The organism is Flavobacterium microcysteis (assembly GCF_006385255.1).
Classification (GTDB): Bacteria; Bacteroidota; Bacteroidia; order Flavobacteriales; family Flavobacteriaceae; genus Flavobacterium; species Flavobacterium microcysteis.
Map to the genome: position 1 here is coordinate 1 of NZ_VFJE01000052.1, position 14,032 is coordinate 14,032.

At 37.4% G+C, this 14,032-nt stretch carries 11 protein-coding genes and 1 other RNA gene; 4 read left to right on the top strand and 8 right to left on the bottom strand.

Features of this window, described 5'->3' with window-relative positions; genetic code table 11:
* Positions 1 to 3,325 (bottom strand): choice-of-anchor L domain-containing protein (locus FJA49_RS05505; RefSeq protein WP_199758358.1); only part of this gene is annotated, 3,325 nt, incomplete at its 3' end.
* A gap of 554 nt (positions 3,326 to 3,879) precedes the next feature.
* Between FJA49_RS05505 and FJA49_RS05510 the strand changes: the two genes are divergently transcribed.
* From FJA49_RS05510 to FJA49_RS05520, 3 genes are all read left to right on the top strand, one after another.
* Entirely contained in the window at positions 3,880 to 4,383 is a 504-nt protein-coding gene (locus FJA49_RS05510; RefSeq protein ID WP_139999699.1) for a SixA phosphatase family protein, read from the top strand.
* A complete protein-coding gene (gene ppk1, locus FJA49_RS05515) occupies positions 4,367 to 6,505 on the top strand; it encodes a polyphosphate kinase 1 (protein ID WP_139999701.1) in 2,139 nt (712 codons plus the stop codon). The genes FJA49_RS05510 and ppk1 overlap by 17 nt, the downstream gene beginning before the upstream one ends.
* 70 nt (positions 6,506 to 6,575) lie before the next feature.
* The gene (locus FJA49_RS05520) at positions 6,576 to 7,466 is read left to right on the top strand and encodes a Ppx/GppA phosphatase family protein (RefSeq protein WP_139999703.1); all 891 of its coding nucleotides are present in this window, start codon (positions 6,576 to 6,578) and stop codon (positions 7,464 to 7,466) included.
* Positions 7,467 to 7,579: 113 nt separating this feature from the next.
* Here FJA49_RS05520 and FJA49_RS05525 read toward each other — a convergent pair whose 3' ends face one another.
* The 5 genes from FJA49_RS05525 to FJA49_RS05545 all read right to left on the bottom strand — a co-directional run bounded on the left by FJA49_RS05525 (position 7,580) and on the right by FJA49_RS05545 (position 11,398).
* Positions 7,580 to 8,041, bottom strand: a complete 462-nt coding sequence (locus FJA49_RS05525; RefSeq protein WP_233590074.1) for a hypothetical protein — start codon at positions 8,039 to 8,041, stop codon at positions 7,580 to 7,582.
* A gap of 173 nt (positions 8,042 to 8,214) precedes the next feature.
* Positions 8,215 to 9,300 (bottom strand): DNA polymerase III subunit gamma/tau, encoded by a 1,086-nt coding sequence (dnaX, locus tag FJA49_RS05530; RefSeq protein WP_139999705.1) that lies wholly within the window; start codon positions 9,298 to 9,300, stop codon positions 8,215 to 8,217.
* A gap of 86 nt (positions 9,301 to 9,386) precedes the next feature.
* Complete coding sequence (locus FJA49_RS05535) at positions 9,387 to 9,995, bottom strand: hypothetical protein (protein ID WP_139999707.1); 609 nt, start codon at positions 9,993 to 9,995, stop codon at positions 9,387 to 9,389.
* An 11-nt stretch (positions 9,996 to 10,006) separates the two neighbouring features.
* On the bottom strand, positions 10,007 to 11,086 hold the full coding sequence (locus FJA49_RS05540) for a DNA topoisomerase IB (RefSeq protein ID WP_139999709.1): 1,080 nt from the start codon (positions 11,084 to 11,086) through the stop codon (positions 10,007 to 10,009).
* Positions 11,087 to 11,089: 3 nt separating this feature from the next.
* On the bottom strand, positions 11,090 to 11,398 hold the full coding sequence (locus FJA49_RS05545) for a hypothetical protein (protein WP_139999711.1): 309 nt from the start codon (positions 11,396 to 11,398) through the stop codon (positions 11,090 to 11,092).
* A gap of 146 nt (positions 11,399 to 11,544) precedes the next feature.
* Between FJA49_RS05545 and rnpB the strand changes: the two genes are divergently transcribed.
* An RNA gene (gene rnpB / locus FJA49_RS05550) (RNase P RNA component class A) lies at positions 11,545 to 11,859 on the top strand.
* On the opposite strand, the gene FJA49_RS05555 is transcribed toward rnpB, so the two are convergent.
* Together FJA49_RS05555 and FJA49_RS05560 are read right to left on the bottom strand one after the other, a co-directional pair.
* Positions 11,857 to 12,540 (bottom strand): response regulator transcription factor, encoded by a 684-nt coding sequence (locus tag FJA49_RS05555; protein WP_140000305.1) that lies wholly within the window; start codon positions 12,538 to 12,540, stop codon positions 11,857 to 11,859. The two genes, rnpB and FJA49_RS05555, sit on opposite strands and share 3 nt — an antisense overlap.
* A 26-nt stretch (positions 12,541 to 12,566) precedes the next feature.
* The gene (locus FJA49_RS05560) at positions 12,567 to 13,946 is read right to left on the bottom strand and encodes a sensor histidine kinase (protein WP_139999713.1); all 1,380 of its coding nucleotides are present in this window, start codon (positions 13,944 to 13,946) and stop codon (positions 12,567 to 12,569) included.
* Positions 13,947 to 14,032 lie beyond the last annotated feature (86 nt).

Below are 14,032 nucleotides of genomic sequence, written 5' to 3' on the forward strand. Positions count from 1 at the left end.
TAAGCGTGTAGTTTCCGGCACAAGAACCATTAGTCCTTGTCTCGGCAAATGTTACAGTTGCGCTTCCGCAGGCATCGGTCGCTGTAAGCGTAGCCGCAGCAGGGATATTTCCGCAAGCTGCAGTTATGCTGGCAGCAGGCAATGTTCCTACAAAGGTAGGAGACTGTGCATCGCTCACGGTTACAATCTGAGTGTGTTCAGCAGTGTTACCGCAAAGATCGGTCGCAGTCCATTTTCTAGTAAGCGTGTAGTTTCCGGCACAAGAACCATTAGTTCTTGTCTCAGCGAATGTTACAGTTGCGCTTCCGCAAGCATCGGTCGCAGTAAGCGTAGCCGCAGCAGGGATATTTCCGCAAGCTGCTGTAATGTTTGATGGCAATGTTCCTGTAAATGTCGGAGCCTGCGTATCGGTCACGGTTACAATCTGAGTGTGTTCAGCAGTATTACCGCATAGGTCAGTAGCCGTCCATTTTCTTGTCAGGGTATAGTTTCCGGCACAAGAACCATTAGTCCTTGTCTCAGCGAATGTTACAGTTGCGCTTCCACAAGCATCGGTCGCAGTAAGTGTAGCCGCAGCAGGGATATTTCCGCAAGCTGCTGTAATGTTTGATGGCAATGTTCCTGTAAATGTTGGAGCCTGTGTATCGGTCACGGTTACAATCTGAGTGTGTACAGTAGTGTTACCGCAAAGGTCAGTCGCAGTCCATTTTCTTGTAAGCGTGTAGCTTCCAGCGCAAGTACCGTCAGTTCTAGTCTCAGCAAAAGTTACGGTTGCAGTTCCGCAAGCATCAGTTGCAGTAAGTGTAGCCGCAGTTGGTATGTTTCCGCAAGCTGCAGTTATGCTGGCTGTAGGAAGGGTTCCGTTAAATGTTGGAGCCGTAGTGTCGTTTATAGTGATTGTCTGAGTAAAATTCGCAGTAGTACAATCTGTAGCAACTGTAAATACTCTAGTGACAATCGTAGGACAACTACCTGCTTTAGTGTCTTTATAAGTTATTGTATGTGCCAGAGAAGCATTTGAAGTTGTTCCTCCTGCACTTTGAAATTGTGCCAATGTAATTGATACAGGTGTTTCACTATATGTCAATGGAGTGATACTGCTTTGGTTACATCCCTGAATGCTGGCATTAGCCGGACCAGTTAAAGTAACTGTAGGTTTTACATTCACAGTTACTTGAGCACATGTTGAATTTCCACAACTGTTTTCCCAACGTACATAATAGGTAGTTGTTTGTGTTGGTGCTGCAATAGAAAGATTGTTTCCTGTTCCGATTGCTGTTCCACCACAACTTGAAGTATACCATTTTAGGGTAGTACCTGATCCTCCTGTTGCAGATAGGATGATATTTCCTCCTACATTTGAACAGATATTGTTATTGTTTACGTTTGCAGCAGTTGGAGCTACAGGTGCTGCATCCACATTAACAACTACCTGATCTGTTGATGTACATTGTCCACTAGCATTTGTAACAGTTAATGTATAGGTAGTAGTAGTTGTTGGAGAAGCAATAGGATTTGCGATATTAGTAAAATTTAGTCCAGTTGCTGGGCTCCAGCTGTAAACAACACCACCGCTTCCGCTTAGTTGTGTATTTCCACCAGGACAAATAGTAACATCAGGACCTGCATTTGCTACAATAGGAGTAGGGTTACCAATAGTAGCTGTACCGCTAAGATTTGGCTTACAGCTTCCAGGATCTCTTACTACTACTGTATAGTTTCCAGGTGATAAGTTTGAAAAAGTATTTATACTCTGCCAGTTTGCTCCATTATCTATAGAATACAGATAGCTTCCTGAACCACCAGATACGTTTACGGTTAGTGTTCCGTTATTTTGTCCGTTACACTGTGCATTCGTTGCATTAATGGAGTTAAGAACAGCCGTTTCGTAGATGTTCATTGTTTGTGTCACATATACTACATCACTTGAACAAGGGCAGCTCGTTATTGTCCGTACAATAAAAGTTTCACTATTGTCTGAAATAGCATCGGCTACGGTAGTATAAGGTATATCGACATAAGTTTGGTTAGCAGGAATTGTTACCTGTGTTGGGAATGGTAATCCACCAGTTGTTTGAATATCAACCCCATTAGTGAAAGTTCCAGATAAAAGTAGATTAACAACTAATGACTGTGAAATATCACTGCCTGTTCTTTGTACTCTGAATTTATTGTTACAGCCTTCAAAAATATTATTCTGGTTTTCGATCATGTTTCCATAGTTCGTAAGAACAATATTTTCGGAGTTGAAACTTCTGGCTCCTAAGAAAACACCAGAATCCCATTGCTGGTCACTTGCATCACCAATGCTTAGTTTAATTCTGTATGTTGAACAAGGTGTCACAGGATAAGTAGCTGTCAGGATAACAGTATTACCATCAAATTGGGTAGTAGTTGATCCTGACGCATTGTTTTGATAATATTGTCCGTTTACTGCTGGGAAGTTAACATTGTTAACGTTTGTTCCTGCTGCGTGGATTGTATTGATAGAAATTGGAGTCGTACTGCTTGGAAGCAACGCCAAATTGATTGCATTGTTTCTGTATGGACCTGAAATTCCAGGACCGCTTAAGAAAAATCCGAAAGCGTCATTATAGCCTGTTTCGCAATACTCCAAATATTCTTCAGATGAAAAAACATATTTGAATTCCAAAGTATTACCTGCAGGTACAAAGTCAAATTCCAAAGTCGATGCATCGTAAATGGTTCGCCCTGTAATGGCTGCCAAATCAGGGTCATTGGCTGCTCTTACCATCTCATCTGTACTTCCTCCGGTATTGTTTGGTCCCATTGCAGAGGAAGCTTTTCCAGTTGTAAGCAATAGTCCTTCCTCAATAGGAAAAGTAGAAGTTGCCTTGTTGAAATAAGCCAATTGACGATTGCCAGGCGTTGAAGACCAGGTGTGGTTTTGCCATGTGTAGGTATTACCACTTTTTGAGTAATAACCAAATCTTACATTACTTGCTGATAAACAGCCTGTAACGAAAAGGTTTTTCACCAGCTGCTCCGCCGTATAGGCATTGTAGGTAGCGTTTTCTGCTACTGAAATAGATCCTGCAACAGCCATGGTTTGGTATTCCAGCCCGCCCTTATTTTCTTTTACTTTAGGAGCGTATGGTAAATTGGGTTTTGTAGCCCTAGCTGGAAGTTCTTTTTGCTGTGCAAATGAAGGCAGCGCAGTCAAAACCAAGAAACTTAGCAGAAGTAATTTGCTAAGAACCGTTTTGTTATTTAATCGGACTCGTTTTTTTAAGCGGCCATTTTTCTTTTCGATGATAAAAGCTTGTGGTGCTTTTATTTCCTCACGCAGCGTAAAATTTTTCATGTACGTATTTTTTGGGTAAAATTTTTAAAAGCGTAGATCTTATTTTGATAGAAATAAGAACATTCAAATTACTTTTCGGGTTAAAACTAACATCTAGTTTTCTAGATAAATAATTTTATCTGTGAATAGCATAAATAGTCGTTAAAGTATCTTTTTCACATAATTCTCTAGTCATTCAAATAGATTTTTTCATTATTCTTATTATTATGGTTTCTTTATTGATTTATCGTTAAAATAAAAGCATAGGGAAACAGTCCAAGTATTTTGGACACGAGTATTTGTTAAAAGGGAAATTTTGCAATCTGACTGATAGAAAACCTCAAAAGGTGGTATTAAGTTTTACTATCTAAATTTGCAACTGATGGCAGTGTTTAAAGTTTGTGTTAATAGACTTTTACATAGCGAATTTATGTTAATAAAAAATTAACTTACGGAAATCCGTAGTTTTTTCGATAAAAGTGCCTAAAATGTCTGTGAAGTAAACTTTTTTTTGTAATTTGTTCTTATAAATAGAGGTGTTTTTGAAGTCTAACTAGTTTTTAAAATTATCAATTATGAAGAATTTGATATTAATACGACATGGAAAATCAAGTTGGAATGCTCCACTTCTAGATAAAGATCGCCCTTTAGCCAGCAGAGGAATGCAAGACGCTCATATGGTCTCAATGGAGATAGGAAAACACCTTCCCAAGACATTTACGATCTTAAGCAGTACCGCAAAAAGAGCTTCGGAAACCGCAATCATTTTTGCGCAAAATCTTTCTTGCCCAATTGAAAGCATTATTTTTAAAGATGAGCTCTATACTTTCGACGACAGACAGCTCGAAAAATTTATTAAATCATGTAATAATGATTACGACAACGTTATTCTTTTCGGGCATAATGATGCTATAACAAATTTTGTTAATAAATTTGGGAACGTTTTTATCGATAATGTTCCTACAACCGGATTTGTTTCTATTAATTTTCAGAGCAATGACTGGCAATCGATCGATAAAGGCAAAACGCAACAAGTGATTTTTCCTAGAGATTTAAAAAAATATGATTCCACCAATTGATTACCGTTATATTGATCGTGAAAAAAGTTGGCTTGCTTTTAATGCCAGAGTTCTACAAGAAGCAGCAGATAAAAATGTCCCACTATTAGACAGACTTCGTTTTTTAGGAATCTTTTCCAATAATCTTGATGAGTTTTTCCGTGTACGGTTTGCAGCTATCCGTCGTTTGAGCCATGCAGGTGTTTCTGGAGAAAAACTTTTGGGCGGTATCAGCTCGCAGCAATTAGTTAAGGATATAACAGAAATCGTTATCCAGCAACAATCTGAAAGCTTGAGAATTTTGAGCATTATTGAAAGTGAGCTTGAAAAAGAGAATATTTTTATCATTAATGAGACCGAAATTTCTCGTGAACAGGAAAACTTTATCAAAGACTTCTTTATACAAAAAGTAAGCCCGGCTTTGGTAACTATTATATTGAATGACTTGGCTGAATTCCCAATCTTAAAGGATACATCAGGTTATCTTGCAGTTAAATTGGTAATGACAAAGCCAAAGTCAACGACCAAGATTGTCGTTAAAGACACGGTGTTGAAAATCAAAAAACCTAAAAAAGACGTGCGTTATGCCGTTATTGAGATACCAAAAACCGTAAACCGATTTGTAGTATTGCCTTCCAGTAACGACAAGCAGTATATCATATTGCTGGATGATGTTATCCGATATAATCTCAGCAGCATATTCAATATTTTTGACTATGAAAGCATATCGGCGCACATGATTAAAATTACCAGAGATGCTCAGCTGGATATCGATAGCGACCAAAGCAAGAGTTTGATGGAAAAAATTTCTACCAGTGTGAAAGATCGCCGAATTGGCGAACCGGTACGTTTTGTATATGACCAATCAATTGAAAAAGATACGTTGAAATTCTTCCTTAATAAAATGGGAATCGATTCGACGGATAGTATTATTCCCGGAGGAAGATACCATAACCGTCGCGATTATATGGATTTTCCAAATCTTGGAAGATATGATCTATTATATCAGGCAAATGTTCCCTTGCCGGTTGACGGACTGAGCCTGGAAGGAAGCATGCTTGAAAAGATTGCTAAAAAGGATTATCTGGTTAATGCGCCTTACCAATCTTTTTCGTATCTGATTAAATTTCTGCGTGAAGCAGCACTGGATCCCAAGGTGATTTCGATTAAAATTACGTTGTACCGATTGGCCAAAAATTCTCAAATTATCAGTTCCCTTATTAACGCAGCGAAAAACGGTAAAAAGGTAACGGTACAAATTGAATTACAGGCCCGTTTTGATGAAGCGAGTAACATTTCGTACGCAGAGCAGATGCAGACAGAAGGAATTGAATTGATTTTTGGAATAAAAGGATTAAAAGTCCATAGCAAGATATGCGTAATCGAACGTGTTGAAGAAGGAAAGGTAAAACGCTATGGATTAATTTCAACAGGAAACTTCAACGAATCAACAGCTAAGGTTTATACAGATGTGACTTTATTTACCAGTCATACTAAAATATTAAAAGATGTGGCAAAGATTTTCGATTTCTTTGATATCAATTACCGTGTACATCGTTATAAACACCTGGTTGTTTCACCACACTATACAAGAACCCGTTTTGAAAAGCTGATTGATAGAGAAATCTCCAATGCCCGAGAGGGAAAAGAAGCCCATATTGCTTTAAAAATGAATAGTCTTTCGGATTATGGCATGATTGATAAATTGTATGATGCAAGCTGGGCCGGAGTTAAAGTCAGGCTGATTGTAAGAGGAATTTGTTCATTGATTCCTGGAGTTCCGGGTATGAGCGATAATATTGAAGCCATTAGTATTGTCGATAATTATTTAGAACATTCCCGTGTATATATTTTTTATAATGATGGCGACCAGGAAGTTTATATTTCATCGGCAGACTTTATGACGCGAAACCTGGATGAAAGGGTTGAAGTGACCTGTCCGATTTATGATGAGAGTATAAAACAGGAATTAATAGATACGTTCAATATAGGTTGGAAAGGAAATGTAAAGGCAAGGCTTCATTCTGAAAACTTAGACAATTTATATAGAATGCGTAAAGATGATCCTGTCTTTAGAGCTCAGCTGGAAACGTATAATTATTACAGAGACAAACTGGAAGTGATTGCTGAAAAGTTGAATTAGTTTGTGAATCTGTTGAGAGCCTAAAAGCGTAGGTCTTTTGGGCGTTATTTAAAAAAAGATAAAAGAATTTATGATTACAATAAGAAAATACGCAGCGATAGACATTGGCTCCAATGCGATGCGTCTGCTGATTGCCAATATTGTTGAACAAAAAGGAAAAGAAACTCAATTTAGCAAAAGCTCCTTGGTGCGTGTCCCAATTCGTTTAGGACAGGATGCCTTTACTGTAGGTGAAATTACAGAAGAAAACATCGAAAGAATGGTAGATGCTATGAAGGCATTCAAACTTTTGATGAAAGTGCACAAAGTCGAGAAATATATGGCATGCGCCACATCTGCCATGCGTGAAGCCTATAATGGCAAAGAAGTAGTAGACCTGATTAAGAAAAAAGCCGATATAAAAATAGAAATTATTGATGGAAAGAAAGAAGCTGCAATCATAGCTTCTTCAGACCTGCATCATTTGCTCAAAAACGACCAGACCTATCTGTATGTGGATGTTGGCGGTGGTAGTACGGAGTTTTCTCTTTTTACAGAAGGCAAGATAGTAGCCTCCAAATCATTTAAAATTGGAACGGTTCGTTTGCTCAATAATATGGTTAATGATATTGTATGGCAGGAAATTGAGAAATGGATTAAACATATAACAGAGGATTACGAACAGATCAACATGATTGGTTCAGGTGGAAACATCAATAAGGTTTTTAAAATGTCAGGAAAACTACAGGAAAAACCATTGTCTTATATGTATCTGAATTCTCAATATGCCTTCTTAAACGGACTTTCATATGAGCAAAGAATAGCGGAACTAGGTCTCAATGCTGACCGTGCCGACGTAATTATTCCCGCTCTTAAAGTATATCTGAATGCTATGAAATGGAGTGGTGCACGTAATCTCTATGTTCCTAAAATAGGACTTTCAGACGGTATTGTAAAGGCGTTGTATTATAATAAGATTTAGGAGATATAAGATTTAAGATTTTAGGATTTGAGACATTAGATTTAAGAGCTAAAATCATAAATCTAAAATCTAAAATTAAATTTAAAAGATTCAAAAATCATAAATCTAAAATCTTAGATGTCCAGATCGAAAGTTTTTCGCAAAACATCCAGGCTCGGATTAATTTCATTGAGCCTGTTGTATTTATCCTGAGGTGTAAAGGCAAACTTATTCTCAACGGTTTCATTAACAACAACCTCGATTTGGATGTCATAATTATGGAGTTTCCCACGTAAATGCCCTAAAAGGTGATGTTTTTCTGACTCAAACTCAATCTTTGAACCTTCGTTTGGAAGCTCATGAAAGATAGTTGTGCCTTTTAATTTAGGGTCATTAATCAATAAAAGTGCTTCCAGAATTTTATAGCCTTTATCGCCCAAACGCTGTGCATATTTATTCCATTGCAACAGCATGTCGGTTTCTGTAAAAGCTTCTTTTGGCAATTCGGCTTCGTGTCTGACAATAGCACTGTTTGCTTTTTCCAACTCTCGTTTTGCTCTGATGCTGGAAAGTGATAAAGCAGAAACTTTTGCCACATTTATATCATTAGTCGGAGTTTCAATTTTTGGAGCAGGAGCAATTTCTTGATCAGGTTGTTTTTCAATTACAGCAACAGGTTCAGCAACAACAGAAGGAGTTGCAACCTCAATAATTTCGGGTGATTTTACTGGAATTTCGAGTACTCTTCCGTAAAAGTGATTGGGTGGAATTATATATCCGTCAACTTTTTTTTTTCTCCATCAAAAGTGATAGAGGCAAGCTGCATCAAGCAAAGCTCGACAAGAAGGCGCTGGTTTTGGCTGGATTTGAATTTCAAATCACAATCATTTGCCAGGTCAATTCCTTTTAAAAGAAAATCTTGCGAAGCTTTTTGGGCCTGTAGTCCATACATTTTCTGAGCCTGTTCTCCAGCTTCAAGTAAAGTCAGGGTACTAGGCGTTTTTGAAACTAGCAAATCTCTGAAATGAGAGGCTAGTCCGGCAATAAAATGATGTCCGTCAAAACCTTTGGAAAGGATTTCATTATAAGCAATCAACAGTTCCGGGATTTTGTTTTCCAAAATCAGATCGGTCATATTGATATACGTCTCATAATCCAGAACATTCAGGTTTTCAGTTACCGCTACTCGGGTAAGGTTGTTTCCTGAAAAACTGACAACCCTGTCAAAAATAGACAAAGCATCACGCATAGCGCCATCAGCCTTTTGAGCAATAATATGCAAAGCATCATCTTCAAAAGTAATTCCTTCGCTATTTGCTACATCTGCCAAATGATTTTTAGCATCTTTTACCGTAATTCTTTTGAAATCGAATATCTGGCATCGCGATAATATCGTTGGTATTATTTTATGCTTTTCCGTGGTTGCCAATATAAATATGGCATGCTTTGGCGGTTCTTCCAGGGTTTTTAAAAACGCATTGAAAGCTGCCTGTGAAAGCATGTGAACCTCGTCAATGATATAAACTTTGTATTGTCCTGTTTGTGGCGGGATACGTACCTGATCAATTAGATTTCGGATATCGTCAACAGAGTTATTGGATGCAGCATCCAGCTCAAAAACGTTGAAAGCGAAATCCTCGGTAGGGTCATCATAACCTTCCTGGTTAATTTTACGAGCTAGGATTCTGGCACAAGTAGTCTTTCCAACACCACGAGGTCCTGTAAAAAGTAAAGCTTGTGCAAGGTGATTGTTTTCAATGGCATTCAACAAAGTATTTGTAATAGCCTGCTGACCCACAACATCTTTAAATGTTTGCGGACGATATTTGCGGGCTGATACAACGAAATGTTCCATAGAAATTTGACTGGACGACAAATATAGGTCTAAATTTAAAGATTAAAAAATACTGTTGAAAAGTTTTAAAATTAGTTTTTCACGACTCAAAATCGTTCCATATCGGGATGAAAAGTAATGTATTCATCGGTTGCCTTTTTGCCGGTTTCATGAACAATAATACTGATACAATTTGCTTTTTTAATTTCAAATGCAATTCCGGAATCTATGGCGTCATATATTTCTACAGATTCTCCAGTATCTTTGTATTTTCCGATTAATACTGCTTTGGGATACCTATTTTGAATTGTATGTAAAGAATTTCCTGTTGCAATTCCTTCTTCAGTTTTAAATTCGGGCGAAGTAATACGGATAAGCCGAATTACTTTTTCTTTCATTTCTGAATCTTTATAAGTAGTATAAATATTCAATTCGTTTTTCTTACCATCTTTAGAATACCAGCTGCTCCAGGCTTTTCCCATAGCAGCATCAGAAAAATCAGGACGTCCTAAAGAAGCAAGTATTTCTGCACTTTGTCCCAAATGAGTAAGCCCGATGCTTTTTCCCGGAACAATAAGTTGCTTTTCGTCTGTAGTTTTAACCGAAACAGGTTTTGCAACCGTATCTGAAACGGAATTATTTTCAATAGGTTTCACTTTTTTGTCGGAACAGGAAATAAATCCAATCCCAAGAAAAAGCCAGATTATTTTTTTCATGATTGTATGGATTATCCTAAAACTTCAGCAATAGTCTCTTTTTTCAAGAGTCTGACTAATGCCTCTTCTTCAGGGTTTAGTTTATTATTTTTAATATTGGGCTTCACTTTGTAGTTCCAAATGGAGCCTTTTTCATAGGAAGCGATAACAGTAGGGTGTACGTAATACTTTTTACAGACAGCTCTTGTATTTCCTAACTTTTTGGCAACATCATCAATAACCGAAACAACATTCCTTTTGCATTCCGTTAGTGTCATAAATTGGCCAATTTCCTGAAAAGTAAACAGGGCATGTACGCTTCCTGCCCAAACTCTGAAATCTTTTGCAGTAAAGTCTTCTTGTGTAATTTCTTTAAGATAATTATTGATATCTGCCGATCCGATAGAATGGTGTTTTCCTTCATCATCATAATATTGGAAAAGTTCCTGTCCGGGAATTTCTTTGCATTTTTTGACCAAATTGGCCAATTTTCGGCTTTGCAGGCTTATTTTATGGGAAACGCCTTTTTTACCTTTAAAATCAAAGTAAACAGAAGAACTAGAAAACTTCACATGTTTATCTCGTAACGTTGTTAATCCAAAAGAGCCATACAATTTTTTATAGGCATCATTGCCAACACGGATGTGGGTCAGTTCAATAAGTTTTACAACCAAAGCAACCACTTTTTCATAAGGCAGACCTTTTCGATTTAAATCTTTTTCAATCTGTTTTCGTATCATTGGAAGGGCATTTGCAAACCGTCTCAATCTGTAAAACTTTGATTGATTCCGGATTTTATTCCAATTTGGATGATAGCGGTATTGCTTTCTTCCCTTGGCATCAATTCCGGTGACTTGCAAATGCCCATTTTCATAAGGAGAAATCCAAACATTCTCCCAAGCTGGCGGTATAACCAGCTTTTTTATCCTTTCAATTATTGGCTTATCCTTAAGTATTGTATTGTTTTCATCCTTATAAACAAATGCATTGTTTTTGCCTTTTGTTCGGTAATAGCCTTTATTTGTTTGAGACGAATATCTCAATCCAACAGATTGTGCTGTTACTTTTGGATTACTACCAATTTTTTGAAGTTTAGCCTCTAATCGATTCATACCTTATTCGGAAGGCTGTCTGCCTTTAATTATGAGTTCATGTAAAGTCTGAGCGGCTTCGTCTTCTGAGAATGACAGGTCACCTGAAACATAGACTCCTTTTTCTCCTTTGTCCGATTTGATTCCGTATACAGTGGCTTCGTCTCCAGGATCGGTAGCTCCTTCGTAACGGTAAATGTGGACAATTTCGAAGCAATCGCCGCAATCTTTAATACGGTCGGCTTCAAGATTAAAATCTACTGTAAATCCTTTTTCTGCCAACTCTTCCAAAGCTTTGGATACGGTGGCATAATGATACATTTGATGGTCCATGACTTTTCTTTTTAATTGGTTTTTAGTATTTCTAATTTACAATATATATTTCCCTGAAGCTGCCAACGGAATGTTAATTGAATTTATAAGATTATAAGGTAAGGTTACAGTTTAATGGAAATCTTGATTAATTGTATTAGTTTTGCAGCGCAGACCGCCTTATCGCCGTTTTGAAAAAAAGGGAGGAAAGTCCGGGCACCATAGAGCAACATAGCGGGTAACGCCCGTCACCGGGAGCAATTTCGGGAGGACAAGTGCAACAGAAAGTATGTACAGGTAATGCTGTAGTGAAACCAGGTAAACTCTATGTGGTGAAATACCAAGTATATCGGCTTTTAAGGGCGGCTCGTCCGTTGCCGAAGGGTAGGTAGATTGAGTTCCGGAGTAATTCGGAATCTAGATAAATGATAAGGGTTTCTTTTTAAGAAATACAGAACCCGGCTTATAGGTCTGCTTTTTTATTGTTTGAGTTTGAATTCCAATCCTATATTACGGATGCTTTCGATTGAAATCTTCGAATCGTCGCTAAAATACTTTCTTAAACGACTGATAAATACATCCATGCTTCGGCCGGAAAAAAAATCATCATTTCCCCAGACAGCTTTTAGGATTTCTTCTCGTTTCAATAACTGGTTTTTGTTTTTATACAAGAAAAGAATCAAGGAACCTTCTTTTTCAGTCACTCTTTGGATGGTATTTCCATTTTTTAATTCCAGTCGCTGCGGATTAAAAATATAATTGCCAATCTGGATTTCTTCAGAAACAGGAAGGGTTGCCTTTTCACTTCTTCTGACGATATTGTTTAAGCGGAGAACCAACTCATCAGCTTCAAAAGGTTTGGCAATATAATCATCGGCTCCTAATTTAAGCCCTTTGATCTTGTCATCTTTTAATTTTCGGGCTGTCAGAAAGACAAAAGGAACTTCAGGGTTTATCTTTATGATTTTTTCCGCCAATGTGAATCCGTCAATTTTAGGCATCATGACATCAAAAATACAAATGCTGAAGTCTTCGTTTTGGAACAGACTTAGCGCTTCTTCGCCGTCTTTGGCCCAAAAAACCTGAAAGTTATGAAGATCCAGATATTGCTTGAGAATCATTGCAAAATCAAAATCATCTTCCGCTAAAAGTACCTTTTTGATAATAGTTGTCACTGTATAAATTCTAATTATCCGTTTGTAATCTGAAGTCTAAGGTCAAAAGTAGCTCCTTTACCCAAATCGCTAATGACATGAATACTTCCCTGATGCGCTTTTATGATCTGGTCTACATAATAAAGTCCTAAGCCTAATCCTTTAGCATCATGCAGGTCGCCTTGTTCTACACGATAGAATTTATCAAATAGGAGGGAATGCTTGTTTTTTGAAATACCAATTCCGTCATCTGAAATACTGATGGCAAACTGGCCTTCTTGCAAGGAAGCTTTTACCTTAATATTTGTACAGCCATACTTTACGGCATTCTCCAAAACATTGGTTATAGCCGTAGTCAGATGGAATTTATCAAGGCTAATGCTGATTTTTTTGGGATCAAGCATTTTTTCAATCAAAATATCAGGATAGGCAATTTGAAAGTCGTTGACGATTGAGTTTAAAAAATCGGGCATCAGTACTTTTTCTTTGTGCAGTTCGATTTCTTCAAACCCTAAAGAATTGGTCATTACCTGGTCAATTAGGTTCTGCAAACGGTTATTTTGGCGAATAATGGTTCCCAGCACGGTGTTATAGGTCTCATCATTTTCACGGATTTCCTTGCGTTCTAAAATTTTTGTAGAAACGGAGAGGGTCGTGAGCGGTGTTTTGAGTTCGTGGGTAATATTGTTGATAAAATCAGTCTTGATGTCACTGATTTTCTTTTGCTTAATCAAGGCTTTTAAAGCAATTACAAAAAGAGTAATCAAGGTTAGTATAGAAAAAACGGCAAAAATGAGAATGAGTGCCATTCTTTTTAGTACTATATATTCCCAGTTTTTAATCGAGACATATAAAGTGTCTTCTGTCAGAAGTTTATAATCGGAACTGAGTTCTTGCTTTTTAAAAGAACCGCTGGTAGTGCCAACATAATTCCGAATCAGAAAAGCATCATCTAAAGAGGCCAGGTCGCCGTATAATTTATTTTCAATAAAAGGCTTTTCTGCAAATATGGTGTCCGCTTCTTTTGTAGCGTCATAAATCACGAATTTGTCTAAAACGATAGCAAAATCAATAGTTAGATTTGGTATTTCATTTTCAAATTCTTCCTGCAGTTTTCGCGTAAGCTCGCTTTTGAATTCATTTTGTAACAGCGCATTTTTGATATGGAAGCGTGTGCTTTTATCACGAATGTAATTTTCTGCCAACTGTTTATACAGCAAATCCTTTTTGCTAAAGATTGTAGTATCGATATCACTGTAATCGTTTGTGATTTTTGCAATTTTCTCCTTGATTTCAGAACGAAACTGCTCGACCTTATACTCATAAGTCGTCTTGACCAAATAGTATTGTATGGCCGAAAGAACGACCAGAACCAGAGCCGAGAATCCTATTAATAAGTTGATTTTCTTTTTCATACTGAAAGATTGCTAAGCCAAAAATAAGCGATTTATTCTGAAAAAAAGACATTAACCCAGCATTAACCTAGCATTAACTCTCGCAG